The organism is Mucisphaera sp., from assembly GCF_965279675.1.
Classification (GTDB): domain Bacteria; phylum Planctomycetota; class Phycisphaerae; order Phycisphaerales; family Phycisphaeraceae; genus Mucisphaera.
Genome location: NZ_CBDIIJ010000002.1, coordinates 3,196,736 through 3,222,974, shown reverse-complemented (window position 1 = coordinate 3,222,974; position 26,239 = coordinate 3,196,736). Strand labels below are relative to the sequence as shown.

Sequence of the window (26,239 nt, the reverse complement as noted above, 5' to 3'; positions counted from 1 at the left end):
CGCTCTCATTGAGATTCGACATATGGCGTTCGGCTGCGGCTGAGCGTGGACGGACCACCACCCCCCCCTGAGGTGTCGGCCCTTGTGGCCGGCGCCTCTTTTTGTTGGCGGTGTGGACAAGAAAAAAGCCGGCCTTGTGGGCCGGCTTGGTGGGTTGGTTTTTGTGTCTGGATGCTTACTTGGCGATGAGGGGGCGGCTGACACGGGTGGTGTCGGGGTTCGCCGGGGTGGCCGCGGGTGGTGCTGCGTTTGCCTGTGTCTGGGGGGCGGGGGTGTCGAGCTCGGTGGGTGTGCCGGGGGCGTCGTCGAGGGGGACGAGGACGATTTCGACGCGTCGGTTGACGGCGTTGCCGGAAGCGGTGTTGGCTTCGAGAGGTCGGTAGGGGCCGTAGCCGGCGACGCCCATGCGTGAGGTTGGGACGCCGTTTTCACTGAGGGCTTCCATGACGCCGATGGCGCGGTGGACGGAGAGGTGCCAGTTGGTGGGGTGCTTCTCGCGGGTGCCGGGGTTGGAGATGGGGACGTTGTCGGTGTGTCCGAGGATGCGGACTTCGTAATCGGCGGCGGCGTCGGTGTTGAGGACGCGGGCGAGTCGGGCGAGGCCGGTCGCGGCGGCGGGGCTGACTTCGGCGGAGCCGGGCGGGAAGGTGAGGTCGCTCTTGAAGCGGATGAGGGCGCGTTCGGCGTCGTACTCCATGATGTCGCTGTTGGCCTCTGCGAGGCGGCTGAGCGGGCGGTTGAGGTCTTCGGGCAGGACGCGGGAGGCGCCGGCTTCGCGGAGGAGCTGCTGGGCTTCTTCGAGGGCGGCGGCGAGTCGGGCGCGTTCCTGGCGGAGGCCTTCGAGTTCGAGGAGGAGGACGGGGTCCTGGGGGGGCGGGGCGTCACGCATGGCCTGGATGGTGGCTTTGGCTTCTTCCAGGCGGGTGGTGAGTTCGATGATCTGGGCTTCGGCGCGCTGGTTCATCGACTCGAGCTGGTCGATGCGTTCCTGCGCGGCGCAGCCGGAGAGGTAGAGGGAACTGAGGAGGACGAGAGCTAACAGAGAACGATTCATCACGATTGCCCTTTCGGCCCATACTGCCAAGCTTGACTGATATCGTGCAAAATACACCAACGGCGCGGAAAAAGCGCCGATAGGGTGAACCATCGGATGCCTACGGGAGACCGCGTGAATAAGCCTGAACGGACGTTGTATGTGGCTGATGCCGTTCGGGACGCTGTCGGGACGGATTTTCGGCCGGGCGGGGTGCTGGTTGAGCGTGATCCGCTTCGCGTGGTGGCGGTGGGGTCGCCTGAGAGTCTGGCTGGTGGCGGGGAGGTTGTGCGGCTGGAGGGGCGGTTGCTGCTGCCAGCGATGGTGAATGCGCATGCGCATCTGGAGCTGACGTCGCTGGGGCGGCGGGCTTATGAGGCGGAAGGAGGCTTTTTCGGGTGGGTGGAGATGCTGCGGGGGATGGCAGAGGGGCTGCATGAGAAACCGGAAGCGGCGGGGAGTGCTTATCGGAGGTCGGTCGAGGAGGGGCTGAAGCAGAGTTGGGCGGCTGGGGTGGGGGCTATTGGGGATATAGCCAGTCACGAGGTGGCGGCGGAGCTGCGGCTGGAGGCGGGGGTGCTGGGGGTGACGTTTCTGGAGCTTTTTGGGATTGGGGCCCCTCATCACGACGCTGCGTTGGCACGGATTGCGCGGGGAGCACCGGAGGGTGTGGGGTGGCAGCCGCATGCGCCGTATTCGGCGGGGCAGGCTGTTTATGCGGCGGCGGCTAGGTCGGGGCGGCCGGTGGCGACGCATTTTTGTGAGTTGCTTGAGGAGTTGGCGCTGGTGGCCCGGGGTGACGGGGCTTGCCGGCAGTTTCTGGAGCGGATCGGGCGTTGGCCGGGTGATGGGGAGTGGCGTTACTGCCAGGGTTGGAGCCCGGCGTACTGGATGGAGGGGGCGATGCGGCGGACGCCGTGGTTGCTGGCGCACGCGCACTATTTGGATGATCGGGATGTGTTGCTGCTGGCGGATACGGGGGCGTCGGTGGCTTACTGCCCGGTAGCGGCGGATTACTTCGGGCACCCGCATGGTGGGCGGGAGGGGCATCGGTATCGGGAGCTTTTGGAGCGGGGAGTGAATGTGTGTCTGGGGACGGATGGGCTTTTGTGTCAGCCTGAGGATGAAGCAGATCCGCTTGGCGTGTGGCCGCAGATGGTTCGGTTGTGGGAGCGGGATGGCGCGGACGCAGGGTTGTTGCTGGGGATGGCGACGGTGAACGGGGCGCGGGCGCTGGCATTGGATCCGGGGTTGTTTACGTTTGAAGCTGGGCTGTTGGCGGGTTTGGCCTCGGTTGAGATTGGGTCTAACGGGTCGGGTGATCCTCTCGAATCGGCTTTAAGTGGTAGAAAAAGACTATCGATGGTGCCTGTTTAGGGCTAGGATGGTTCTATGAGTCGTGGATCGATTCAGCCCGGCCCCCCCGCTGATGAGGCCTCGAAAGCTTCAGAAGCGCGATCATCCAGGCTGTCACGACTACGTTCTTTGCAGGTTCGTTTTCCCGATGAGTATGCGTGGTTCGTGCTGGTCTCTTCGATGGACCTGATGTTCACGTGGCTGATCTTGAACCTTGGGGGTCGTGAGGCGAACCCGATTGCGAATTCGATTTACATGGCGTTGGGGTTCAACGGGCTGGTCTTGCTGAAGTATGGGGTGGTGATTCTGGTGATCGCGATCTGCGAGTTGATCGCGCGGCTGCGTGAGCCGACGGCGCGGACGCTGGCGCGCGTGGCGGTGGTCATCAGCGCGTTCCCGTCGTTCTGGGCGATGCTGCTGCTGGTGCAGTTTGTGATTCAGCACTCGTAGGTTGCGTGCGCATGGGTGAGGTCACGGCTGGTCCGCCATGGCGGATGTTCCACGTGACCACGGCCATCCTGAGGGGAGGTAGAACTATCAGGCGGTGAGCGGGACGGCGTCCTCGGCGTCGACGGGGGCGGTGATGAGTGACTGGAGGTACTCGGGGTCGTTGCGGTCGACCCACATGGTGAAGGTTTCGCCGTCGTCGATGCGTTCGTCCATGTAGTGGTCGATGAGTGATTTGAGGGCGAGGTGGACCTTGTCGCCTTCGACTTTTTTGGCGATGACTTCGCCGAAGCGGGGGTCGGTGCCGAGTCGGGCGGAGAGCAGGACGTTGTAGCCGTCGACCTTGAGGGGCTTGCCGTTTTCGTCCTTCTTGTCCTTGAGGACGACGGGGATGCCGGTGAGGCCGATGTCGGCGACCTGGTACTGGGAGCAGGCGTTGGGGCAGCCGGTGAAGCTGATGGCGAGGTCCTGGTCGAGCTCGGTGTTGTCTTCGAGGTATTTGAGGACGCGGCCGGCGCGGTGTTTGGTTTCGACGACGGCGAGGTTGCAGAACTCGGAGCCGGTGCAGGAGATCAGCAGGTCGCGGAGTCGGTGCGCGGTGGGGGTGAGGCCTGCGTTGTCGAGTTCGTTGGTGAGGGTGGAGAGGTTTTGCTCGGGGACGTCGAGCAGGATCATGTTCTGCTTGCCGGTGAGGCGGATGCGCTGGTCGCCGGTGGCGTGTTTCTCGGCGAGGTCGGCGGCGTCGGCCATGTTTTTGGCGGTGAGGCGGCCGCGTTCGATGGGGATGCCGACGTAGTGGTTGCCGTCTTTCTGTTCGCCGATGCCCATGTGGTCGGAGTGGACGGCGGGGGGGTTGCCGAGCGCTTCGTCGCGGATGAGCTTGTAGCCGAGGACGGACTCGATGGCGTCGCGGGTCCACTGCCAGCCCTTATCGGCGACGAGGAACTTGAGGCGGGCTCGTGTGCGTTTGTCGCGGTAGCCGTGGTCGCGGAAGACAACGGCGATGGCGCGGGCGACCTCGACGACCTGGTCGGGCTTGATGAAGGCGTGCATCGGCTGGCCAAAGTGCGGTGTGGATGAGAGTCCGCCGCCGACGAGGAGGCCGTAGCCGGGCTCGCCGTCGTGGGTGGCTCCGTAGAAGCCGAAGCAGTTGATCTGGGGCTGGTGGCAGTGGATCCGGCAGCCGCCTATTGAGGGCTTGAACTTGCGGGGGAGGTTGGAGAACTCGCGTCCGGCTTCGACGAACATGTCGGAGATCTGCCTGGCGTGTTCGGAGGAGTCGATGATCTCGTCCTTGAGGACGCCGGCGAGGGGGCATCCGACGACGTTTCGGGGTGCGTCGCCACAGGCGAAGACGGAGTTGAGCTTGAGGTCGTAGAGGGCTTCGAAGACGGGTCGGAGGTCTGAGGTTGTGAGCCAGTGGAGCTGGATGGTCTGTCGGGTGGTGATATCGCCGAAGCCTCGGGCGCGTTCTTCGGTGATCTGAGCGATGCCGCGGAGCTGGGTGGGGGTGAGCTGTCCGGCGGGCACGCGGATTCGGAGCATAAAGTGGCCGTTGTTGGGCTTCTGGCGGTAGATGCCGAACCACTTAAATCGTTGTGCTGCATCATCTTCGGGGATGGCGTCGTAATCACCCGAGTCGGAATATCTGAGCAGGTCCTGCAGGACGTCATAACCGTCCTTGACCTTCTTGAGTTCTTCTACTTTGTTGACCTTGGTCGCCATGGTCTTCGTCTCACTGCATTTGGGGCGGGATTCGGCCGAGTTCAGAGGTGGCCGCGTCCCACATCGTAGCAACGGGAAGCGGGTTGGCGGCTAAACTGCCTGCCCGGATTCGTGTGTCCGGCTTTTGGGGGTTTGGGCGGCCTTTGCGGCCGGTTCTGAGAATGACCTTTGCGGAGACCGCTTCCGATGCGAATTACGATGGTTGGAACCGGGTATGTCGGTCTGGTGACCGGCACCTGTCTCTCGAATACGGGCAATGACGTGGTTTGTCTGGATGTGGATCCGGCGAAGATTGATCGTCTGAATCGGGGCGAGTCGCCGATTTACGAGCCTGGCCTGGACGATCTGATTGAGCGGAATGCCAAGGCGGGGCGGCTGAACTTTACGCTGGACAAGCAGGCTGCTTATGGTTCGGCGGAGGCGATCTTTATCTGTGTGGGGACGCCTTCGGATGAGAACGGGCGGGCGGACCTGAAGTACGTGCTGGCGGCGGCCCGGGATATCGGGGATGCGATCGAGGCGGCGGAGGGTCCGACGGGGATGGGTTCGGGTGTGGAGAAGGCGAAGATCGTCATCGTGAAGTCGACGGTGCCGGTTGGGACCAACGCGAAGGTGCGAGCGGAGATTTCGGCGCGGACGAAGAAGCCGTTTCTGATGGCGTCTAATCCGGAGTTTCTGAAGGAGGGGGCGGCGATCCATGACTTCAACCGTCCGGACCGGGTGGTGCTCGGTGTGGATTCGGAGGATGCGGGTCGGCGGCTGCGGGATTTGTATACGCCTTTTGTGCGTCAGGGGAATCCCATCTTTGTGATGGATATTCCTTCGGCGGAGATGGTGAAGTACGCGTCGAACGCGATGCTGGCGACGAAGATCTCGTTCATCAATGAGATCGCGGGGTTGTGCGAGTCGTATGGGGCGAACGTGGATGAGGTTCGTCGGGGGATGTGCTCGGACAAGCGGATCGGGAACCAGTTTCTTTACCCGGGTCTGGGGTATGGGGGCTCGTGTTTCCCAAAGGATGTACTGGCCTGTGTGTCGATGGGTGAGGAGGCGGGGCGGCCGACGCAGTTGTTGTCGGCGGTGCACCGGGTTAATCAGCACCAGCGCACGCTGTTTATGGACAAGGTGGATCGGCACTTTGGGGGCGGGGACGGTCCGGCTGACATGAAGGGTGTGAAGGTGGCGGTGTGGGGGATTGCCTTCAAGCCGGGGACGGATGATATTCGGGAGGCGCCTTCGATCACGGTGATGGAAGCGATGCTCCAGCGGGGTGCGGAGATCGTTGCGCACGATCCAGTGGCGCATGAGACGGCGAAGCAGGTGATGGGCGATCGGATTTCGTACGCGAGCAGCGCGACCGAGGCGATCAAGGGCGTGGATGCGCTGGTGATCAGCACGGACTGGGATGAGTTCAAGCATCCGGATTTCGGTCGGATGCGTGAGCTGATGCGGACGCCTGTGGTGTTTGACGGGCGTAATCTGTACAGCCCGGCGGCGATGCGTGAGGCTGGGTTTGTGTATCACTCGGTGGGGCGGGAGGCGGTGACGGGTTAATACACCGACATTTTTGAAATAAAAAGAGCCGCTCTCGTTGAGCGAGCGGCCTTTTTTTATTTGGTGCATGTGCCGGGTGGGTCAGATCTGAGTGATCTGGATGAACTCTTTGAGGCGGTTGTCGATGTCGGCGCGGGTGAGGGTTTTCATGCGTGTGAGGGAGAAGTCTTCGATGTTGAAGCTGGCGGCGATGGTGCCGTAGGCGAGGGCCTTGCGGAGGGTGCTGAGTGAGCTGTCGCCGGCTTCGGCGAGGTAGCCCATCATGGCTCCTGCGAAGGAGTCGCCGGCTCCGGTGGGGTCGACGACTTTCTGTGCGGGGTAGGCGGGGAGGGCGGCCCAGCCGTCGGCGTGTTTCATGACGACGCCATGCTCGCCTTTTTTGATGATGATGAACTTGGGGCCGAGTTTTTCGAGTTCGAGGGCGGCGCTGACGACGTCGCGGTGGCCGGTGAGGTCTTTGGCTTCGGCGTCGTTGACGATGAGTCCGTCGACCTTTTTGATGACTTCGACGAGTTCATCTTTCTGGGTGTTGATGTAGAGGTCGATGGTGTCCATCACGGCGATTTTGCGGTTGGGGACGCTGTTGAGGAGGTTGAGCTGGTTGGAGGGTCGGTCGACGGCGAGGAAGACGTATTCGGAGTCGCTGTAGACCTCGGGAAGGCTGGGCGGGTCTTCGAGGAGGATGTTGAGTTCGATGCCGACGGTGTCGCGGTCGTTCATGTTCTCGTGGTACTTGCCGTGCCAGCGGAAGGTTTTGGAGCCTTTGCGGACTTCGAGTCCTCGGCGGTCGATGTTGAAGTGGTCGAAGGTGGCGAGGAAGTCGTCGGGGAAGTCTTCGCCGACGGCGGCGAGGACGCGGGGCTGGGTGAAGAAGGAGGCAGCCGCGGGAAAGTAGATGCCTGAGCCGCCTAGCTGCTCTTCGGCGGTGTTGGTGGGGGTTTCGACTTTATCGATGCAGACGGCGCCAGTGACGATGAGGGACATCGTTTTCTCCTGTGGATCATGAATTTAGGGGTGGCAGTGTAGGGGATTGCGTGAGGTCAGTCCTTGTAGCCGGCCATCTTGCAGATGTGTTTCCATTCGGCGGCGGTGACGGGCTGGACGGAGAGGCGGGAGTTGTTGACGAGGACCATGTCTTTGAGTTTGGGTTCGGCTTTGATGTCGGCGAGGGTAACGGGGGTGGGGAGGGGGGCGATGGCTTTGACGTCGACCATGACGAACTGGCCTTTTTCGTCGGAGGGGTCGGGGTAGGCTTGCTTGACGACTTCGACGACGCCGACGATCTGCTTTTCGTTGACGGAGTGGTAGAAGAAGCAGCGGTCGGCTTTCTTCATGGCCTGGAGGTGTTGCTTGGCGACGTGGTTGCGGACGCCATCCCAGTGGGTGCGTTTGCCTTTGGCGGAGGTCTGGTCGTTCCAGGACCAGGTGGAGGGTTCGGTTTTGATGAGCCAGTAGGCCATGGGTGTTCCTAGGTGTTGGCGGAGGCGTCGGCGAAGTGTTTGAGGCACGTGTCGATGCGTTTGAGGGTTTCGGTTTTACCGAGGATGGCGAGGGTGAGGTCGATGGGCGGGGTGACGGCGGTGCCGGAGAGGGCGACGCGTAGGGGTTGGGCGACGCCTCCCATGTTCTTGAGGCCGGCTTCGGAGGCGTGGGTTTCGACGAGTTGGTGGAGGTGCTCGGGGGTCCAGTCGTCGAGGGCGGCGAGTTTGTCTTTGATGGCGGCAAGGACGTTAAGGCCTTCGGCGTTGTTCTTGAGGAGGTTTTTCTTGGCGGCTTTGGGGTTGTAGTCGGTGGGGGCTTCGGCGAAGAAGCGGGCGGCGGTGAGGATGTCGGAGAGGGTGACGAGGCGTTCCTGATAGGCGGCGGCTAGGAGATCGAGGTGGTCTTTGAGGGTTGAGTGGAGGCTTGTGTCGTGGGATTGGAGGTATTGGTCGAGGTGGTCGCTAAGGGTGTTGGTGTCGATGGATTTCTGGAGGTAGTCAGCGTTGAAGGCGCGTAGTTTGTCGCGGTCGAATTTGGAGTTGGCTTTGTTGATGCGGTCGAGGGAGAAGAGTTGGACGAATTCTTCGCGGGAGAATTGTTCTTTGTCGTCGCCTGGGTTCCAGCCCAGGAGGGCGAGGTAGTTGAGGAGGGGTTCGGGCAGGTAGCCGGAGTCTTCGAAGTCTTCGACGTTGATCTCGGGGAGTGTGAGGCGGAGTTGGAGGGCGATGTCGGCGGCGATCTGGAGGCTGTCGTTGTCTTTGTTCAGGAAGGCGATGAGGTCTTCGGGCTGGACGCCTGGGAGCTCGGTCATCCCTGCATCCTGTGCGGCCTTGCGGGCGATTTTGGCTTTGTCACGCTTGGACATCTTGGAGCCGTCGGGGTTCAAAATGGAGGGAAGGTGGACGTAGGTGGGGCGTTGATAGGTTTGGGAGTCTCCGGTGATTTCGGCTAGGGCGTCGATGATGGCGACATGTTTGGGGGTGTTGGCGAGGTGTTCCTGGCCGCGGATGACGTGGGAGATCTGCATCAGGGCGTCGTCGACGGTGACGGCGAGGTGGAAGGTGGGGTAGGCGTCGCCGGTGGCTTTGGATTTGCGGATGATGAAGTCTTCGAGGTCGTCGGCTTTGACGGTTATGTCGCCGTAGACGGCGTCGGTGAAGCTGATGTCGCGGTCCATGCGGAAGCGTACGACCTGTTCGTGTTCTGGGAGGCTGGCGTCGATGTAGGCGCGGCCGGCGTCGATCAGTTTCTGGATGTGGTCGTTGTAGATGTCGAGGCGGCTGGATTGTTTGTAGGGGCCGAGGTCGCCGGTTTCGTTGGAGGGGTTGTCGTGGTTGGGGCCTTCATCCCAGTGGAGGGAGCACCAGGAGAGGTCGCGGAGGATGCCCTTGAGTGAGGCTTCGGAGGAGCGTTTGCGGTCGGTGTCTTCGATGCGGAGGATGAAGGTGCCGTTGTATTTTCTGGCGTAGGCCCAGGCGAAGAGGGCGGTTCGGACGCCGCCTATGTGGAGGGCGCCTGTCGGTGAGGGGGCGAAGCGGGTTCGGACGGGGCGGTTGGGGGTGGTCATGGGGTCGATTCTAGTGGAGGGGGTGGCCTCGTGGTGGGGGCGGGGTCTGGTCGGTAGCATGGCGGGCGAGCGGGGTTTTGAGCATGGAGTGATGTATGTCGCAGACGGACGAGCGGTCGTTGAATTTCATTGAACAGGCGATCGAGGAGCACAACCGGTCGGGGCGGTTTGGTGGGGCGGTGGTGACGCGTTTCCCGCCTGAGCCGAACGGGTTTCTGCACATCGGTCACGCGAAGGCGATCTGCATTGATTTCGGGTTGGCGGCGAAGTACGGGGGGCGGTGTCACCTGCGGTTTGACGATACGAATCCGGTGAAGGAGGAGCAGGCGTACATCGATTCGATCAAGGAGGATGTGCGTTGGCTGGGTTTTGAGTGGGGGGAGCACGAGTACCACGCGTCGGACTACTTCGAGCAGCTGTATGCGTGGGCGGAGCGGCTGATTGAGGCGGGCAAGGCGTATGTGGATGACCTCAGCATGGATGAGATTCGTGCGCATCGGGGGACGCTGACCGAGCCGGGGCGGCCGAGTCCCTTTCGGGATCGGCCGGTGGAAGAAAATCTGGATCTTTTTCGTCGGATGAAGGCGGGCGAGTTCGAGAACGGGGCGCGGGTGCTGCGGGCGAAGATCGATATGGCTTCGCCTAATCTGAACCTGCGTGATCCTGTGATGTACCGAATTCTGCATGCGACGCATCCCCGGGTGGGTGATGCGTGGTGTATTTATCCGATGTATGACTGGGCGCACGGGCAGTCGGACTCGATCGAGGGGATTACGCATTCGCTTTGCTCGCTGGAGTTCGAGGCGCACCGACCTTTGTATGACTGGTTTGTCGAGCAGTTGGGGATTCATGCGCCGCAGCAGATGGAGTTTGCGCGGGGGAACATCACGTACATGATCACGTCGAAGCGGAAGCTGCTGCGGTTGATCGAGGAGGGGTATGTGTCGGGTTGGGATGACCCGCGGATGCCGACGCTACGGGGCATGCGTCGGCGGGGTTATACGGCGGCGGCGATCCGGCGTTTCTGGGATGAGGCGGGTGTGGCGAAGCGTGTGAACAACATCGCTTTTTCGAAGCTGGAGTCGGTGCTGCGGGATGATCTAAACCAGCGGGCGCTTCGGCGGATGGCGGTGCTGGACCCGATCAAGGTGACGATCACGAACTACCCGGAGGATCGGGTGGAGATGATGGCGGTGGTGAACAATCCGGAGGATGAGGGGGCGGGTGTGCGGGAGGTGCCGTTCTCGCGGGAGTTGTACATCGAGCGGGAGGATTTTCTGGAAGACCCGCCTCCGCCTAAGAAGTTTTTCCGGCTGGGGCCGGGGCGTGAGGTGCGTTTGCGTGGGGCTTACTGGGTGAGGTGTGAGGATTACAAGAAGGATGCATCGGGGCGGGTGACGGAGCTGTTGTGCACGTACGACCCGGAGACAAGGGGTGGTGAGAACCCGCCACCGGATGCGGAGGGGAAGGTGCGGAAGGTGAGGGGCACGCTTCACTGGGTGAGTGCGGCGCATGCGGTGGAGGCTGAGGTGCGGGTGTACGACCACCTGTTCACCAAAGAGAACCCGGAGGATGGCGAGTTGGCGAACAACATCAATCCGGACTCGTTGAAGACGCTGACGGGTTGCAAGCTGGAGCCTGCTTTGGCGGAGGCGGTGGTGGGTGAGGCGGTTCAGTTTGAGCGGCTGGGGTATTTCACGCTGGACCCGGATACGGCTGATGGGGCGTTGGTGTTCAACCGGACGGCGACACTGAAGGACACCTGGGCGAAGGTGCAGCAGAAGGGTTAGGCCGTGGCGGGCTGGGGGAGGCCGAGTCCCTGGCGGAGTTCGTGGCCGTAGCGGTCCCAGGTCTGTGCTTTGGCTGCCTGGACGGCGGCGTGCGTCATTTCGAGCCGGTGGTCTTCGTTGTCGAGCATGTACTGGATGGCTTCCTGGATGCCGGCGCTTTGCTGGGCGGGGACGACGAAGCCGTTGACCTTGTGGCGGACGATTTGGCCCATGTTGGGTGTGACGATGCCGGGCAGGCCTGCGGCTTGGGCTTCGTAGGTGGACATGCCGCCTCTTTCGGCGAGGGAGGGCAGGGCGAAGGCGTGGCAGCGGGCCATGTGGTGGTTGAGCTGGGCTCGTGAGATGTGGCCGTAGAAGGTGCAGACCTCGGTGTACCGCTTGCGTCGGCTTTCGGGCATTTCGTGGTTGCCGAAGATGTGTATGTGGACGGCTTGGGGTCCGATGGCGTTGGCTGCTTCGAGCAGGTGGAGGAGGCCTTTGCGGATGACGCCTGAACCGATGAAAGCGATGTGGAGTTTTTCGTTGGTGTTTCTGCGGTTGTGGGTGGGGGTGAAGGTTTCGATGTCGGCGCCGTACTCGGTGACGATGATTTTCTCCGCGGGTACGCCGGCTGCGATGAGGGTGTCGGCGGAGAACTGACAACCGGTGACGAGGAAGTCGGCGAGTTCGTACTCGGCTTCGTTGAGCTCGATGCTCTTGTCGAGGATGGTTGCCATCGATTTCTTATCGATGGGCATGCCGAAGTATTCGGCATCTTCTTCGACCATCCGGCGGGCGCTTCTTCGGTCGCTGGTGTACTGATCGAGGATGGTGGTGATGCCCTGATCTTTGGCGATTTCGAAGGTGGCTTTGGCGTAGCAGCAGGGCATATGTAGTGCGGCATTGAGTCTGACGGCGCGGTCGGAGATGATTTTTGAGAAGCGGCGGGTGTCGCGGGTAATGCGTCTGGTGCCGAGTGCCCGGAAGGCGAGGTACTGGCTGAGGCTTTCGGTGACGACGTGGGCTTTGTTTTCGAAGCTGTTGTCGTGGTAGGACCTGAGGCGGTTGGCACGCTGGCTGATGGCTTTGAGCGGGAGGGCTTCGAGCGGGCGGAGGCGTGCGGGCTTGCCGACCCAGACGCGGGTGAGATATTCGGCGAGGCGATCGACTTCCTCGTAGGCGTGGGCGGTGTGGTAAAGGTGGTGGCGGTGCGGGTGCGCGATGAGGACGGAGCGGCCGCCGAGCCGATCTGTTGTGGATGTGGTCGGGATGGTGTTGGTCGATGTGACCATAGGAGATCCCCGTGAATGTCTGTCTCTACCCTCCGAAAAGCGGATACGTATTTTATCAATGAAGCGGATCTAGCCTGCGGGGGTTTTCGGCTAGGTCGTTGTCCGAATGGCTCGGTTGGGGATGCGGCCGGCGAGTGCGTGGCGTCCTGCTGCTTAGATGCCCAGGCCGTTTCTGAGGCTTTCGCGGTAGCGGGTCCATGTCTGGGCTTCGGCTGCCTGGCGAGCAGCTTTTGCCATGTGCAGGCGTCGATTGTCGTCCTGGATGAGCTCCAGCAGTGCCTGTTCGATGGCTTCGCTATTGCGGATGGGTACGACGAAGCCGGTTTCGCCGTGTTCGACGATGGAGCTGGTGTTGGGGGTGACGATGGCGGGGAGTCCTGCGGCGAGGCCTTCGTAGACGGACAGGGCGGAGCCTTCGGCGAGGCTGGGGAGTGCCATGGCGTGGCAGTTGGCGAGTTCGGCGACGAGTTCGGAGCGGGAGAGGTGGCCTCGTTGGACGAGGATGTCCTGGTATTTCTCGACGAACTGCTCGGGCAGGCCGGTGTTGCCGAAGGTTTGGATCCTGACCTGGCTGGGTCCTAGCTGGGAAGCTGCTTCCAGGAGGTAGAGGAGGCCCTTGCGGATGGCTCCTGAGCCGACGAACGCGACATTCAGCGGGGTATTGGCCTGGCGGGGCTGGTGGTTGGGTTGGAAGATGGCGGTGTCGACGCCGTATTGGGCGAGGATGATCTTGTGCTCGGGGACGCGTGCTTTTCGGAGTGATTCGGCGACGAATTCCGAGCCGGCGACGATGATGTCGGCGAGTTCGTATTCCTCTTCGTTGATGTCGCAGCTTCTGAGGCCGGTGGTGTCGGCGGAGGCCTTGTCCATCTCGATGCCGAAGCGTTCGGTTTCCTGCTGTAGGAGGGTGAGGGCCTGGCGACGGTCGCAGATGTACTGTTCGAGGATGAGTGGGAGCCCGCGTCCCTTGAACAGCCTGAAGGTATTAAGGGCGTGGTTGCAGGGCATATGGAGTGCCCAGTTGTTGCGGTTGCAGAGTTTGGTGACGAGGTCGGGCAGCGGGGCCTGGTCGTGGATGATGTGATTGACGCCCAGGAGTTTGGAGGCGGCGACGTGGTGGAGGTTTCTGGATCGGAGGATGACGCTGGGTGCGAGGGTGGCGTCGTGGTAGTCGCTGAGCTTCTGGACTTTGCGGTTGATGTTGGATGGGAGGATGGTTCGGAGGGTTTTGAGTCGGCTGGGCTGGCCGACCCAGGTGTTGGTGAGGAAGTGCGCGAGGCGTCCGGCCTCCTGGTAGGCACGGGCGGTCTGATAGAGGTGATGGCGGCGGGGGTGGACGACGAGGGCTTTGAGGCCTTTGAGCCGGTCCGTGCGCAGCATGGTGGGTGGCGTAGCGTCCATGTATCCCCTCGGTTCCTCTTGCGGTCAGCAGGTCTCTGTGTGGGCAGGCAGGCGTCTAGATATTAGCCGATGCCAGCGGGAATCCCACAGGCTATTCCGAATTATGTGGGTGCTGCCCAGCTTTACAGGTCTGTCGCCAGATGCCTCCGGCGATGCAGAGGAGGCCGGTTACGAGCCAGGCGGAGGATTCGATGCAGGGCAGGAGGGTGAGACAGCCGAGAAGGCCTGCGGTTGGGATCCAGCGGCGGTAGAGGCGGTCCTCGGGTTTGAGGCGTAGGGCGGCGAGGTTGGTGAGGGCGTAGTAGATGAGGACGGTCAGGGCACTGACCGACCAGGCGAGGGAGGCGTTGGTGGTGATGGCGATGCTGGCGATGAGCAGGCCTATGGCGATGACGGCTGCTGGCGGGTTGGTGGCCTGGGTGTTGATTCGGGCGAAGAGGGCGGGGGCTTCGTGTCGTCTGGCCATGGCCAGGAGGACGCGGGAGAGGCCGAGGATGAGGTTGAGGAGGACGCCTAGCAGGGCGGTGGTGGCGGCGAGGGTGAGGATGAGAACGAGGGGTTGGCCTGCGAGTTGGTCGGCGACGGCCTGGAGTGGGGCTCCGGTTTCCCGTGTGGTCTGCGCGAAGCCAGCGGTGCTGAGGGTGTTGAGGCTCGCCCGGGCGAGTGTTGTGTAGAGCATGGCACAGATGATGAGGGTGAGGATGACGGCTCGAGGGATGGTCTTGCGGGGGTCTCGGACTTCTTCGCCTAGTGTGGCCATGCGGCCATACCCGGTGAAGGCAACGAAGATCAGGGCGGTGGCTTCGAGGAAGGGGTGGATGCCTGCCGTGTTTTGTGTGAGCTCACCGGTTGCTGGCGTGGCGGTTGTGGCTGTTGGGTTCAGCCAGAAGGCGGTTAGAAGGAGTGACATGAGGCCGGTGAGAGTGAGGGTGACGAGGATGGCGTTGGCCTGGGTGGAGCGTCGGAGTCCGGCGTAGGCGATGGTGGTGGTGAGGAGGATGATGGCGAGGGCCAGAGCGGGCTTGGTCAGGGGGGCTTGCAGGCCGGTTGCGGTTTGGGTGTAGCTGGCGAGGGTGAGGGCGGCGGCAGCGGCGGAGCAGCTTTTGGCGGCGAGGAAGAGCCAGCCGGCGGTGAAGCCGGCGAGGGGGTGGACGAGTCGGTGGGCGTATTCGTAGGTCCCGCCTGCGACGGGGTGGGCGGCGGCGAGTTCGGCGCTGCTGAGGGCGTTGCAGGTGGCGAGGAGGGCGGCGATAGGGATGGCGTAGATGAAGCTGTCGGCTGCGGTGGCGGCGGCGAGCCCGAGTGCGAGGAAGGCGCCGGTGCCGAGGATGGAGCCGAGTCCTGCGAGGGTCGCGCCGGGGAGACCGAGGGTCTTGGTGAGACTCGAAGGTAGGGGTTGGTCTTCTAGAACGAGGCGGTTCATGAACCTTGGTCAATCGCTGTAAGTGCTTTTCTCGGACGCTCCTGCCAGTTTCGCAGGGCCTATCGGTCTGGTGACGGGGGTTGGCGGATTTGAAGGGTAGAGGGTGCGGCCGGATCGCCGATAGTTTGCCTTGCGTAGAGAAATCGTGCGCAGCTGGATGAATCGTTCTGGCACATGGGTTGCTCCCATACGCACACGGGTTTGCGGACCTACAATGGGTCGTAATCATTCCAGAGGCGTCCTCAGGCGGCGCAGGAAGCAGCAATGATGTTTGAACGCTTCACAGATCGAGCACGGAAAGTGATGGCCCTCGCGAATCAGGAGGCTCAGCGCTTCAATCACGAGTACATCGGCACCGAGCACATTCTTCTTGGCCTGGTCAAGGAGGGTTCGGGTGTGGGTGCGAATGTGCTGAAGAACCTCGACGTTGACCTGCGGAAGGTTCGTCTGGAGGTGGAGAAGCTGGTGAAGTCCGGTCCCGACATGGTGACAATGGGCAAGCTCCCGCAGACGCCACGGGCGAAGAAGGTGATCGAGTATGCGATTGAGGAGGCGCGGAACCTGAACCACAATTATGTGGGGACGGAGCACGTGCTGCTTGGTTTACTTCGTGAGCACGAGGGTGTGGCGGCTCAGGTTCTGATGAATCTTGGGTTGAAGCTCGAAGAGGTTCGCGAGGAGGTTTTGAATCTTCTTGGTGCCGGTGTGGAGCCGGAGGAGGCGACGGCGTCGCCTGGCAAGTCCTCGGGTGAGCCGTCGGGCAAGGGTGGTAAGAGCAAGACGCCTGCTCTGGACTCGTTTGGTCGTGATCTGACCGAGCTGGCCAAGGAAGGCACGCTTGATCCTGTGATCGGGCGGGCTGAGGAGATCGAGCGTCTGGTGCAGATTCTCTGCCGTCGGTCGAAGAACAACCCGGTGCTGCTGGGTGAGGCGGGCGTGGGCAAGACGGCGATCGTGGAGGGTCTGGCCCAGCGGATCATCGGCAACGAGGTGCCTGACATCCTTGCTGATCGACGGATCGTGGTGCTTGACCTGGCGATGATGGTCGCGGGCACGAAGTACCGCGGTCAGTTTGAAGAGCGGATCAAGGCGGTGATGAACGAGGTGCGTCGTGCCAAGAACGTGCTGCTGTTCATCGACGAGCTGCACACGCTGGTTGGCGCTGGTGGTGCCGAGGGCGCGATCGATGCGAGCAATGTGCTGAAGCCGGCGTTGTCTCGCGGTGAGATCCAGTGCATCGGTGCGACGACGCTGGATGAGTACCGTAAGTACATCGAGAAGGATGGGGCGCTGGAACGGCGTTTCCAGACGATCATGGTTGAGCCGCCTAATAAGACGGACACCGTGCAGATTCTGCGTGGACTACGTGACCGGTATGAGGCGCACCACCGGGTGCGTATCACCGATGAGGCGCTTGAGCAGGCGGTTGAGTTCTCGGAGCGCTATATCACGGCTCGCGTGCAGCCTGACAAGTCGATCGATGTGATCGATGAGGCGGGTGCTCGGATTCGGCTGAAGTCGATGACCAAGCCCCCAAATCTGGCGGAGCTTGAGGAGCAGATCGAGCGGCTGCAGATCGAGAAGGACGAGGCCGTGAAGGCCGCGGATTACGAGCATGCGGCGGAGCTTCGCGATCGTGCGGAGAGTCTGCGGGCCGAGAAGGATCGGATCCAGCAGGAGTGGCGTGCGAAGTCGCAGGAGGTGGACGGCGTGGTTGACGAGGAGGTCATCGCTGAGGTGGTCTCCAAGATGACCGGTGTGCCGTTAACGCGTCTTGAGAAGGCCGAGAGCCAGCGATTGCTTCAGCTCGAGGATGAGCTGCACAAGCGGGTCATCAGTCAGGATGAGGCGATCAAGGCGATCAGCAAGTCGATCCGCAGGGCGCGTTCGGGTCTGAAGGATCCGCGTCGTCCGATGGGTTCGTTCATCTTTGTGGGTCCGTCGGGCGTGGGTAAGACGCTGCTGAGCAAGGCGCTGGCTGAGTTCATGTTCGGTGATCAGGACGCGCTGATACGCATCGACATGTCGGAGTACATGGAGAAGCACAATGTCAGCCGCCTGATCGGTGCGCCTCCCGGCTATGTGGGTTATGAAGAAGGCGGTCAGCTGACGGAGCAGATTCGTCGGCGGCCTTACGCGGTGGTGCTTCTTGATGAGATCGAGAAGGCGCACCCGGATGTGTTCAACATGCTGCTTCAGATCATGGAAGAGGGCGAGTTGACGGACTCGTTCGGGCGGCATGTATCGTTCCGGAACGTGGTCATCATCATGACCTCAAACATCGGGGCGGACCTGATCAAGAACAAGGCCGGCTTTGGCTTCTCGAAGCGGAGCGAGGATGTTGACTACACCAAGATGAAGCAGACGCTTCAGGCTGAGATCGAGCGGTATTTCCGGCCGGAGTTCATCAACCGTCTGGATGACACGATCATCTTCCGTCCGCTGAACAAGGAGGACCTGGTGTCGATCGTCGAGTACGAGCTGAAGCAGGTCTTCAAGCGGCTTGAGGAGCGCGAGATGATTCTTGAGGTTGATCAGGCCGCGAAGGACTTCCTGATCGAGAAGGGCTACAACCCGGACTTCGGCGCGAGGCCGCTACGTCGTGCGATTGAGCAGTTCGTGGAGGATCCGATGTCTGAGTCGATTCTGCGTGAGGACTTCGGTCCCGGGCACCTGATCAAGGTGACGCGGCAGGAAGATCAGGATCATCTGAGCTTCTCCTCCGAGTTGCGTGAAGAGCCGAAGGAAGAACCCAAGGAAGAGGTGGCGGGTGCCGGGAGTGATAACGGCTAGTTATCAGGCGCTTACTGTTACTGAGTTGTTAAGCAGGGCGACCTTTAGGGGTCGCCCTGTTTCGTGGTCATTTAAGGTTATGAAACAAATATTGCTTATTGGGTCGTCGTGATGAAGCGGGGGTGGTGACGTGCCGAAATTAGAGGTGGTTAGCCCGCAGGCCATCATGTCTGAGGGACTGGGAGCGTCTTGGCGAATGGATAGTGATCTGTTGGCATCGGTGCTTGAATCTCCGAGGCTGCCCAGTCTGCCTGCGGTGGCCATGGACGTCATCAGCCTGGTGCAGCATGAAGACGTGAGCATCGATGAGCTGGCGGCGAAGGTTCAACTGGATGCGGCGTTGGCGGGGAAGATCCTCAAGACCGCGAACTCGAGTCTGTACAGCCTGAATGAGCCGGTTTCGAGCATCAGTTCGGCGTTGGTGCTGCTGGGGTTGAACACGGTTAAGACGCTGGCTCTGGGTTTCAGCGTGCTGGGTAATCTGCATGATGCGGGCGGTGACGGGTTTGACAATGACGGCTACTGGAAGCGGTCGCTTTACACGGCGACCAGTGCGAAGGTGATCGGTACGCGGCTGTCTCTACCGTTTCGAGAAGAGATTTTTCTTTCGGGGTTGCTTCAGGACATCGGCATCATTGCGATGCATCAGGTGTTGGGTGATCGTTACAACGCGTTGATCACGGAGTCGGGTGGCCATCATCCGATCCTGATTGAGATGGAGCGGGAGGCGTTCGATCTCGATCATCCTTTTGTTGGTGCTGAACTGGCAAGAGCCTGGAATCTGCCAGAGGTGCTTGGGATTCCGATTCGGTATCACGAGGAGCCGGATGAGGCTCCTGAGGATTTTCGGGAGGGGGCTCGGTGCGTGGCGTTGGGCAATCGGGTGGCCGATCTGTTCATGCACGAAGAATCGGGCAACGCACTGGAGTTGGTGAAGGAGGGGGCGGCTTCTTGGTTTGATATTGGGGAGGATCGGATCGAGCCGCTGTTGAAAGAGATTCATGAGCGAGCGGCTGAGATCAAGAAGCTGTTCTCCTTGCCGGCGGGTCAACTGGAGAACTTCGAGCAGACGCTGGCGCGTGCGACGGAGCAGTTGTTAAATCTGTCGATTGAATCGCAGCAGATGTCAACCCGGCTGGCGGAGCAGAATCAGGCGCTGGTGAAGGAAGCCGAATCGGATGCTTTGACGGGAGTGGCGAACCGTCGAAAGTTCAACGAGTTTGTCGCAGAGACTTTCGATGCGACCTCAGCGGGTGGTGAACCCAGCAGCCTGTTGTTCTTCGATGCGGATCACTTCAAACGCTTCAACGATACCTACGGGCATCAGTTGGGCGATCGCGTGCTGGTTGCGCTAGCGGCTTTGCTGCAGAAGCACATGCCTGACGGGGCACTGGTTGCCAGGTATGGCGGCGAGGAGTTCGCGGTGGTTCTGCCGGGCACCGATCGCAAGGCGGCGGCGCGGGTGGCTGAGACGGTGCGTGAGCAGATTTGCGGTGAACCGCTTGTCGTTCACGAAGACGAGCAGCTTAAGGTGACTTCGAGTATCGGAGTGGCGACTCACGACGGATCGGTGTTTCAGCGGGTTGAGCAGTTCATCAAGGCGGCCGACATGGCGGTCTACGCGGCCAAGCAGTCGGGTCGGAACTGCGTACGGGTGTTTACGCCTCGGGTGAAATCGGCGGCGTGATCAGCGGTTGATCAGCAGTTCGGCGATCTGGACGGCGTTGAGGGCGGCCCCTTTACGGATTTGATCGCCGCAGACAAAGAGGTCGATTCCGTGGCTTTCTGGCTGGCTGATGTCCTGACGGATACGGCCGATGTAGACGTCGTCCTGGCCGGAGGCGTCGAGAGGGGTTGGGAAGCGGTTGGCCTGGCGGTCGTCGATGAGTGAGACGCCCGGGGCTTTGCTGAGGATGTCTCTGGCCTGAGCTTCTGTCAGGGGCTGGTTGAAGGTGAGGTTGATGGCCTCGCTGTGCGCGCGGAGAACAGGCACGCGGACACAGGTGGCGGTGATGGCGGTCTGGTCGTCGACGGGCTGGTTCCAGATCTTGTGGGTTTCGCGGACGAGCTTCATTTCCTCGGTGTTGTAGCCTTCGGGGCCGATGTCGGAGTTGTGGCTGAAGACGTTGAAGGCGTATTGGCGGTCGAAGATTTGGCAGGTGGGCGGCTTGCCTTCGAGGACTTCGCGGGTCTGCTGTTCGAGTTCGGCCATGGCGGCGGCGCCGGCGCCGCTGGCGGCCTGGTAGGTGCTGACGACCATGCGTTTGATGCCGGCGGCGCGGTGGAGGGGGGTCACGGCGACGAGGGCGATGATCGTGGAGCAGTTCGGGTTGGCGATGATGCCTGGGGCTGACCCGATGGCGATGCCGGCGGCGGCTTCGGGGTTGACCTCGGGGACGATGAGCGGGACGCCTTCGGTCATCCGGAAGGCGGAGGAGTTGTCGATGACAACCGCGCCGGCGTCGACGGCTCGTTGGGCGTGCTTCTTGCTGATGGAGCCTCCGGCACTGAAAAGGGCGATATCGACGCCTTCGAAGGATTCATCGTCGAGGTTGCCGACGGTGATCTCGCGGTCCTGGTAGTGATCTGTTTTCCCGGCGCTGCGGGCGCTGGCGAGGAGTTTGAGGTTGTTGATGGGGAAGGAGCGGGCTTCGAGGACGCGTAGGAATTCCTGTCCGACGGCACCGGTTGAGCCGACGATCGCCACGTTGAGTGGTGCACTTGCGCTGGCGGCTTTGGGCGGGTTGGCTTGTGGCGTGGCGGACATCTTCGGGGGGCTCCGGGCGTTGGGAAAACACTCATTGTAGGCAGTTTTGGCGATCATTCGATAGAGGGAGGGCGTAGGATGCTTTGATGCGGATCTCTCTGCCACGGCTGGCTTTCTGGCTTGTCCTTCTGGTGTTTTCTCTTCCAGCGGCGGCTCAGGTTTCGGCTGTCTACGTGCCCGAGAATCGTGATGCGGAGGACCTGATCGGTGACATGGGGGCTCTGGAGGAGCGGGGACGACTTGAAGCGGCGGCGCGCGTGCTTCATCGGCTGCTCTCGATGTATCCCGATGCGTTGATCGAGGTGGAGCCGGGGCGATACGTGCGGGTGAGGGCGTTGATCTGGGAAGGGACGCGCGTGTCTTCTTCGCTGGAAGCGGTTTACGCTCGTCTCTACGAGGGGGAGAGCGCGAATCTGAGGGCGGGGCTGCCCTCTGGGCGGGATGGTCTGGAAGCGCTGGCGAAGCACTTCGATCTCTACCGGCCGACTCGGGAGGGGCTGCGTGCGGGTCTTGATCTGGCGGGGCTTTACCTGGAAGCGGGACGGCTGCGTGATGCCGAGGCACTGCTTGGGGTGATTGACCGGCTTGCACTGCCCGGTGAGCTTTTGGCTCGTTATGCGTCGTTGCGATCTGCGGTTCGTGAGCTTTCGGTCTGGGCCGGATCATCGGGCAAGATCGATGTGAGATCGACGCCGGAAGGCGGGGTCTTTCCGGGTCCGGCTGGGGATGCGCTGGCACTGGATGAGGTGGCGGCGTTGTGGTCGGTCGCCTGGGAAGACCTGATCGATGAGCAGTTGGCGGCGTGGCTTTCGTCGTCACAACCTGAGGTACGTGTGTTTACGGGGCAGCGTCGTTCCCCCCGTGGCGGCTATCCGATTCCTGTGATCGCGGATGACCTGGTGCTTGTGCATACCGGACGATCGCTGGTTGGGCTTGATCGGTTTTCGGGGTTTGAGCGTTGGCGTGTCGTGAGTGAAGCTTCGCTGCCGGACGGCGAGTTACCGAATCGTCTGAGGGCTCTGGTTCAGCCTGTCATTGGTGCGGGACTGGCGGTGGGTGAGGGTCGTGCTTATGCGATCTTCGGGTCTGGTCTTCAGCGGCCAACCGGGATTGGTATGAGGCAGCAAGCTGAGGGGATTTCCGGCCAGTCGCTGGTCGCGGTGGATCTGGTTTCCGGTGAGGTTCTCTGGCGTCAGAACGAGGACGAGCTTGTTGAAGATGGTCAGGACTGGTCTCTGGTCGGAACTCCGATGCTGGCTCAGGGTCGGGTTTACGCTGTGCTTCAGCGGATTCAGGCGGGTTCTCTAGCGGAAACACGAGTGGCTTGCTGGGATGCGGAGACGGGCGAACCCGGCTGGATGCGTGGGGTCGGGACGATAGGTATTGCTCGTGGGATGGCCAGTCAGTCGCAGCCATCGCTGGGTTTTCATGCCGATTCAGATAGGGTTCTGCTGGTTGATCCGAGCGGCTTGCTGGTGGCGTTAGCATCTGCAAGCGGATCCATCGCGTGGTTGCGAGACTTGTCGCAGCTTGATGATCGGGGAGAGGGGGTGTCTGGCCGTGTGGCGAGCCGGGTCCCGCAGGCCAGCCGGCCCCGTTTGCTGGCTCTGCCGGAGGGGGTGCTGGTTGCACCGACGGATCAGTCGGTGATTCGTCTGCTGGCCATCGAGGATGGGCGTTTGCTCGCGGAGTTGGAGCCGGGTTCGATGCCCGCCCGGTTCCACTGGACGGAAGGCGGGTTGTTGCTGTCGGCTGGTACGGGGGCGGAGTGGTTTGATGAGCGTCTGATGCCGGTTGACCCCGGAGATACTGGGGAGGCTTTGGCTGCTGGCGCAATCTGGTTTGAGCACGGAGGCTGGCTGTGGTCAATCGACCGAGCTGGTGCTGAGCCAACGCGGCGTATGGTTCTGGATCCAGCGGCGCGGATTGCGGGTCACCGCGAGCAGGTTTTGGTGAGTGGTCCCGAAGGTTTGCAGGTTTTTATGGCCTGGCCGCTGGCCAGGGCGAAGCTGTTGGACGCATTAGCGTCACCTGCAGCCGAAGGTTTAGAGCCTGGTCTGCGTTTGATGGAGGTGGCATCGGGTCAGGGCGATCGGTCGGCTATCCAGGAGGGGCTGGTGTATGCGGAGAGGGTGTGGGGCGCGTGGCAGGGGCAGGTGTCGCCGAGCGAGCGTGAGGCTGTGTTCAGGCGACTGGCGCGGCTTGTGGGCTCGCTTCTTGAGGAGGATGCTGCGATCGGGCTTCGTTGTGTGGCTCTGCTGGAAGGGTTAACAGTTTCGACGGAGCATCGGGCGGCCGTTCTGATTCTGATAGCGAGGCTCCAGTCGGCGTTGGGGCGAGCCGATCTCGGCGTGGCTGCCTACCAGGCGTTGCTTCAGGGGTCTGAGTTCACGGGGGTCCAGCTTGGTTACCTGGATGGTGCCCCGCTTGCGGCTCGGGTTGCGAGGCGGGAAGTACGAAGGCTGGTGGGTGAGGTGGGGTCGGAGGTTTACAGCCGGTTTGATGCGTTGGCCTTGACGGAGTTGGAAGCGGCTCGTGATCGAGGGAGCTCTGAAGGGCTGGCGGCGGTGGCGGAGCGGTACCCGGCTTCACGCTGGGCGCGGCCCGCGCTCGAGTTGGCGGGGCAGCTGGCGTTGCGGCAGGGGCGGCCGCTTGACGCGACGATGTACCTGCGGCGCGCTTACCGGTTGGTGGAGACGGCGGATCAGGCGGTGGCTTTGGTCGAGCAGGTGTCGATGGCTCATCTGGCGATGGGACTGCCTGAGCGGACTGGTGTCTGGCTGCGGCGGCTCAGCAGGGATTTTCCTGCGTGGGATGGCGTGTTGAGACTTGGGGAGGAGGGAGCGGGCGTGGCTCGGGCTGCGTCGCGCGAGCTTGTCTGGCCGGGTTTTCCGACGCGTGGTTGGCGGCTTACTGGACTCGCCCTGGAACGAGCCCATGGGGCTGATCATGCGGTGATCAGGCATCAGCAGGTGCTTTCTTCCTGGCGCGCAGATTCGGTGGTGAATCAGCCGTTTCTGGCGGGCCGTGTTGTTTTGGAGGCTCGGCCACTGGTGGTGATCAGCGACCGTCGTGGTTTCGTGGCGACGCTGCAGACAGACGGTTCTGTGGTTCATCTGAATCACGATGATCCGTCTTCGGGTTGGACCCGTCAGCGACTGACTGCGGATCCGGAATCACCGTCTGCGACGACGATTCCTCGGCCGGTGCTCGGTCGACCGGAGGCGGTGAGGGAGTTGGTGGTCCCGCCTATGGCTATCGACAGGGCGTTACCGACGGTGCTGATTCCGGGGTTGACGGATTTTCGGGTGATCGTGAGCAGTCAGCAGGGACGGGTGAGTGCACTGGATCGTCGGGATGGCCAGCCGGTCTGGCATCAGCAGGCGCGTGGAGGCACGTTGCTGGGTCTGGAGGTCAATGAGTGGTTTGCGGCTTTACACGGCCGCCAGCGTCCGGGGCAGGGTGGGCCGGGCTCATGGATTGATGTTTTTGACACCTTGTCGGGCGAGCCTGTGTTGTTGAACCTTCAGCCGGCGCAGCCGATTGTTGATCTTCGGTTGACGGAACTCGACCAGATGGCGGTGATCGAGGGGCGTGAGTTGGTGGTGTACGGTCTGCCGGACGGGCAGGTGACCTGGCGTCGGACGATCGAGCAGACGGCATTTCAGCGCCCGCTTTGGGTGGCGGGTGGTTTTCTGGCGGTTCACTCGGTTCGTGCCAATGTCAACAGCCTGCGGGTTTACGAGACCGAGTCGGGTCGTGAATTGGTGGCGTTGTCCTCGGCGACACGAACCAACGAGAGCAGTCCGCCTATTCGTGCCTTGGGTGACGAGGTGATTGTTCGTTCGAGTGACCGGTTGATGAAGCTGGATTCGGCGGGTCGGGTGGTCTGGGAAGCGGCCGCTCCAAGTGGTGCTGGTGGGGTTGCGGCGGAGGGGCTTCGTCACATGGCTCACTGGTTGAGCGAGGATCGTGTGCTTGTCTGGTCGCTGGGGATATCGGTGCGTGGGCAGGCCGCCGTGTCGCCGATTTGGTCGGAATACGACCTGGCCAGCGGCCGTCTGCTCGACCGCAGGGCTCTGCCGGCTGACTGGCGGCAGGCCGATCTTTCGGCGTCCGGGCCGATCGAAGGGGGGTTTGTGGTTGCCTTGAGGGGGGCTGGGACGATCCTTCTCATGCACGATGCAGGGGATGAGGGGGAGGCACCGGGCCTGCCAGTGGTACTGCATATAAGGCTTCAGGCAGGCGAGGCGGGTGATCGTGAGCCGTTGTTTTTGCCGCGGCCTCAGGGGACGCTTAGGATGCCCCGATAAGGCTAATACAGGGAGTATGTCGTGACCCAGACCCAGACCGAACCGGTTTTGAACCAGCCCATGACGACGCTGCAGGAGCATGATCCGGAGACCTACCGGATCATCGCGGCGGAGGTTCAGCGGCAGGAGAACACGCTGGAGCTGATCGCTTCGGAGAACCATGCCTCGCCGGCGGTGATGGCGGCGATGGGTTCGGTATTGACAAACAAGTATGCGGAGGGTTATCCGGGAGCGCGGTATTACGGCGGTTGTCAGTTCCACGATCAGGTGGAGGATCTGGCTCGAGATCGTGCGAAGGAATTGTTTGGCTGCAAGTTTGCAAACGTCCAGCCGCACTCCGGGGCCAACGCGAATGTGGCGGCGTTCATGGCTGTGCTCAAGCCGGGTGAGACGGTGTTGTCGCTGCCGATTGATTCCGGCGGGCACCTGTCGCATGGTCTGAAGGTGAATTTTTCGGGTCACTTCTACAACATCGTGGACTACCGGTTGGACCCGGAGACGGAGCTGATTGACTTCGATCATGTCCGGAGCCAGGCGCTCGAGCATAAGCCGAAGCTGATGATCTGCGGATACTCGGCTTATCCGCGGGTGATAGATTTCGCGAAGTTCCGTGAGATCGCGGATGAGGTGGGGGCAACGCTTCTTGCCGACATCTCGCACATCTCGGGTCTGGTGGCTGCGGGTGTGCATCCCTCGCCTTTCCCGCACGCTCATATGGTGAGCACGACGACGCATAAGACGCTTCGCGGGCCGCGGGGTGGACTGCTGCTTACTAACGATGAAGACCTGGCGAAGAAGCTGGATCGTCGGATTTTCCCGGGTTCGCAGGGCGGCCCGTTGATGCACGTCATCGCGGCGAAAGCGGTGGCGTTCGGCGAGGCGCTGGACCCCTCGTTCAAGGCGTATGCCAAGCAGGTGGTCGCCAATGCTCAGGCGCTGGCGAGTGAGCTGTCTTCGCTTGGTTACCGGTTGGTGTCCGGTGGGACGGACAACCACCTGATGCTGGTTGATCTTCGCCCGAAGTCGGAGGATCTGACGGGCGCTGATGCGGAGATGTGGCTGGAAGCCGCCGGCATCATCTCGAACAAGAACGGGATCCCGAATGATCCTCGTCCGCCAAAGGTGACTTCCGGTCTGCGGCTGGGTGCGCCGGCGCTCACGACGCGTGGCTTTGGGGAAGAGCAGATGCGTCAGGTGGCGAGGTGGATCGACCGGGTGCTCGAGTCGAAGGGTGATGAGCAGGTGGCTGCTGAGGTTCGTGAGCAGATCGTGGACCTGTGCTCGCAGTATCCGATGCCGCACTGAGCGATCGGTGGT

At 62.0% G+C, this 26,239-nt stretch carries 17 protein-coding genes; 8 read left to right on the top strand and 9 right to left on the bottom strand.

The annotated features are described in order from the left end of the window. Positions 1 to 175: 175 nt before the first annotated feature. Complete coding sequence (locus ACQZAB_RS13780; RefSeq protein WP_428390093.1) at positions 176 to 1,054, bottom strand: OmpA/MotB family protein; 879 nt, start codon at positions 1,052 to 1,054, stop codon at positions 176 to 178. A gap of 114 nt (positions 1,055 to 1,168) precedes the next feature. Here ACQZAB_RS13780 and ACQZAB_RS13775 point away from each other — a divergent pair, with 114 nt between their 5' ends. Together ACQZAB_RS13775 and ACQZAB_RS13770 are read left to right on the top strand one after the other, a co-directional pair. After that, the gene (locus tag ACQZAB_RS13775) at positions 1,169 to 2,410 is read left to right on the top strand and encodes an amidohydrolase family protein (protein WP_428390092.1); all 1,242 of its coding nucleotides are present in this window, start codon (positions 1,169 to 1,171) and stop codon (positions 2,408 to 2,410) included. 15 nt (positions 2,411 to 2,425) lie between these two features. After that, complete coding sequence (locus ACQZAB_RS13770; RefSeq protein ID WP_428390091.1) at positions 2,426 to 2,839, top strand: DUF5658 family protein; 414 nt, start codon at positions 2,426 to 2,428, stop codon at positions 2,837 to 2,839. Between the two features lie 87 nt (positions 2,840 to 2,926). Here the strand turns inward: ACQZAB_RS13770 and ACQZAB_RS13765 are convergent, their stop codons facing one another. Beyond that, positions 2,927 to 4,561, bottom strand: a complete 1,635-nt coding sequence (locus tag ACQZAB_RS13765) for a nitrite/sulfite reductase (RefSeq protein WP_428390090.1) — start codon at positions 4,559 to 4,561, stop codon at positions 2,927 to 2,929. Positions 4,562 to 4,747: 186 nt separating this feature from the next. On the opposite strand from ACQZAB_RS13765, the gene ACQZAB_RS13760 reads away from it, so the two are divergent. Further along, positions 4,748 to 6,115 carry a UDP-glucose dehydrogenase family protein gene (locus tag ACQZAB_RS13760; protein WP_428390089.1) on the top strand — a complete coding sequence of 456 codons (1,368 nt, stop codon included), beginning with the start codon at positions 4,748 to 4,750 and terminating at the stop codon, positions 6,113 to 6,115. Between the two features lie 81 nt (positions 6,116 to 6,196). Here ACQZAB_RS13760 and ACQZAB_RS13755 read toward each other — a convergent pair whose 3' ends face one another. From ACQZAB_RS13755 to ACQZAB_RS13745, 3 genes are read right to left on the bottom strand one after another with little or no spacing between them, the layout of a single operon-like run. Further along, on the bottom strand, positions 6,197 to 7,099 hold the full coding sequence (locus tag ACQZAB_RS13755; RefSeq protein WP_428390088.1) for a PfkB family carbohydrate kinase: 903 nt from the start codon (positions 7,097 to 7,099) through the stop codon (positions 6,197 to 6,199). Between the two features lie 56 nt (positions 7,100 to 7,155). Further along, entirely contained in the window at positions 7,156 to 7,575 is a 420-nt protein-coding gene (locus ACQZAB_RS13750) for an EVE domain-containing protein (protein ID WP_428390087.1), read from the bottom strand. A gap of 8 nt (positions 7,576 to 7,583) precedes the next feature. Continuing rightward, positions 7,584 to 9,164, bottom strand: coding sequence for a glutamate--tRNA ligase (locus ACQZAB_RS13745; RefSeq protein ID WP_428390086.1), 1,581 nt, complete (start codon positions 9,162 to 9,164; stop codon positions 7,584 to 7,586). A 95-nt stretch (positions 9,165 to 9,259) separates the two neighbouring features. On the opposite strand from ACQZAB_RS13745, the gene ACQZAB_RS13740 reads away from it, so the two are divergent. Beyond that, positions 9,260 to 10,954, top strand: a complete 1,695-nt coding sequence (locus tag ACQZAB_RS13740; protein WP_428390085.1) for a glutamine--tRNA ligase/YqeY domain fusion protein — start codon at positions 9,260 to 9,262, stop codon at positions 10,952 to 10,954. Here ACQZAB_RS13740 and ACQZAB_RS13735 read toward each other — a convergent pair. The 3 genes from ACQZAB_RS13735 to ACQZAB_RS13725 form a co-directional block, all read right to left on the bottom strand. Then, a complete protein-coding gene (locus ACQZAB_RS13735) occupies positions 10,951 to 12,225 on the bottom strand; it encodes a glycosyltransferase family 4 protein (RefSeq protein ID WP_428390084.1) in 1,275 nt (424 codons plus the stop codon). The two genes, ACQZAB_RS13740 and ACQZAB_RS13735, sit on opposite strands and share 4 nt — an antisense overlap. 153 nt (positions 12,226 to 12,378) lie before the next feature. Further along, positions 12,379 to 13,605, bottom strand: coding sequence for a glycosyltransferase family 4 protein (locus ACQZAB_RS13730; protein ID WP_428390083.1), 1,227 nt, complete (start codon positions 13,603 to 13,605; stop codon positions 12,379 to 12,381). Positions 13,606 to 13,717: 112 nt separating this feature from the next. Continuing rightward, complete coding sequence (locus ACQZAB_RS13725) at positions 13,718 to 15,049, bottom strand: APC family permease (RefSeq protein ID WP_428390082.1); 1,332 nt, start codon at positions 15,047 to 15,049, stop codon at positions 13,718 to 13,720. A 267-nt stretch (positions 15,050 to 15,316) separates the two neighbouring features. Between ACQZAB_RS13725 and ACQZAB_RS13720 the strand changes: the two genes are divergently transcribed. Together ACQZAB_RS13720 and ACQZAB_RS13715 are read left to right on the top strand one after the other, a co-directional pair. Beyond that, entirely contained in the window at positions 15,317 to 17,842 is a 2,526-nt protein-coding gene (locus ACQZAB_RS13720) for an ATP-dependent Clp protease ATP-binding subunit (protein ID WP_428390081.1), read from the top strand. 196 nt (positions 17,843 to 18,038) lie between these two features. Further along, positions 18,039 to 19,529, top strand: coding sequence for a sensor domain-containing diguanylate cyclase (locus ACQZAB_RS13715; RefSeq protein WP_428390080.1), 1,491 nt, complete (start codon positions 18,039 to 18,041; stop codon positions 19,527 to 19,529). On the opposite strand, the gene ACQZAB_RS13710 is transcribed toward ACQZAB_RS13715, so the two are convergent. Then, entirely contained in the window at positions 19,530 to 20,609 is a 1,080-nt protein-coding gene (locus ACQZAB_RS13710; RefSeq protein ID WP_428390079.1) for an aspartate-semialdehyde dehydrogenase, read from the bottom strand. An 86-nt stretch (positions 20,610 to 20,695) separates the two neighbouring features. Here ACQZAB_RS13710 and ACQZAB_RS13705 point away from each other — a divergent pair, with 86 nt between their 5' ends. Together ACQZAB_RS13705 and glyA are read left to right on the top strand one after the other, a co-directional pair. After that, positions 20,696 to 24,922 carry a PQQ-binding-like beta-propeller repeat protein gene (locus ACQZAB_RS13705; RefSeq protein ID WP_428390078.1) on the top strand — a complete coding sequence of 1,409 codons (4,227 nt, stop codon included), beginning with the start codon at positions 20,696 to 20,698 and terminating at the stop codon, positions 24,920 to 24,922. Between the two features lie 60 nt (positions 24,923 to 24,982). Then, a complete protein-coding gene (gene glyA / locus ACQZAB_RS13700; RefSeq protein WP_428390170.1) occupies positions 24,983 to 26,227 on the top strand; it encodes a serine hydroxymethyltransferase in 1,245 nt (414 codons plus the stop codon). The last annotated feature ends 12 nt before the right edge of the window (positions 26,228 to 26,239 follow it).

Coding starts and splice junctions, on each gene's coding strand:
- ACQZAB_RS13780 (WP_428390093.1), bottom strand. CDS start 1,054: ATGAATCGTTCTCTGTTAGCTCTCGTCCTCCTCAGTTCCCTCTACCTC.
- ACQZAB_RS13770 (WP_428390091.1), top strand. CDS start 2,426: ATGAGTCGTGGATCGATTCAGCCCGGCCCCCCCGCTGATGAGGCCTCG.
- ACQZAB_RS13765 (WP_428390090.1), bottom strand. CDS start 4,561: ATGGCGACCAAGGTCAACAAAGTAGAAGAACTCAAGAAGGTCAAGGAC.
- ACQZAB_RS13760 (WP_428390089.1), top strand. CDS start 4,748: ATGCGAATTACGATGGTTGGAACCGGGTATGTCGGTCTGGTGACCGGC.
- ACQZAB_RS13755 (WP_428390088.1), bottom strand. CDS start 7,099: ATGTCCCTCATCGTCACTGGCGCCGTCTGCATCGATAAAGTCGAAACC.
- ACQZAB_RS13750 (WP_428390087.1), bottom strand. CDS start 7,575: ATGGCCTACTGGCTCATCAAAACCGAACCCTCCACCTGGTCCTGGAAC.
- ACQZAB_RS13745 (WP_428390086.1), bottom strand. CDS start 9,164: ATGACCACCCCCAACCGCCCCGTCCGAACCCGCTTCGCCCCCTCACCG.
- ACQZAB_RS13740 (WP_428390085.1), top strand. CDS start 9,260: ATGTCGCAGACGGACGAGCGGTCGTTGAATTTCATTGAACAGGCGATC.
- ACQZAB_RS13735 (WP_428390084.1), bottom strand. CDS start 12,225: ATGGTCACATCGACCAACACCATCCCGACCACATCCACAACAGATCGG.
- ACQZAB_RS13730 (WP_428390083.1), bottom strand. CDS start 13,605: ATGCTGCGCACGGACCGGCTCAAAGGCCTCAAAGCCCTCGTCGTCCAC.
- ACQZAB_RS13725 (WP_428390082.1), bottom strand. CDS start 15,049: ATGAACCGCCTCGTTCTAGAAGACCAACCCCTACCTTCGAGTCTCACC.
- ACQZAB_RS13720 (WP_428390081.1), top strand. CDS start 15,317: ATGTTTGAACGCTTCACAGATCGAGCACGGAAAGTGATGGCCCTCGCG.
- ACQZAB_RS13715 (WP_428390080.1), top strand. CDS start 18,039: ATGGATAGTGATCTGTTGGCATCGGTGCTTGAATCTCCGAGGCTGCCC.
- ACQZAB_RS13710 (WP_428390079.1), bottom strand. CDS start 20,609: ATGTCCGCCACGCCACAAGCCAACCCGCCCAAAGCCGCCAGCGCAAGT.
- ACQZAB_RS13705 (WP_428390078.1), top strand. CDS start 20,696: ATGCGGATCTCTCTGCCACGGCTGGCTTTCTGGCTTGTCCTTCTGGTG.
- glyA (WP_428390170.1), top strand. CDS start 24,983: ATGACGACGCTGCAGGAGCATGATCCGGAGACCTACCGGATCATCGCG.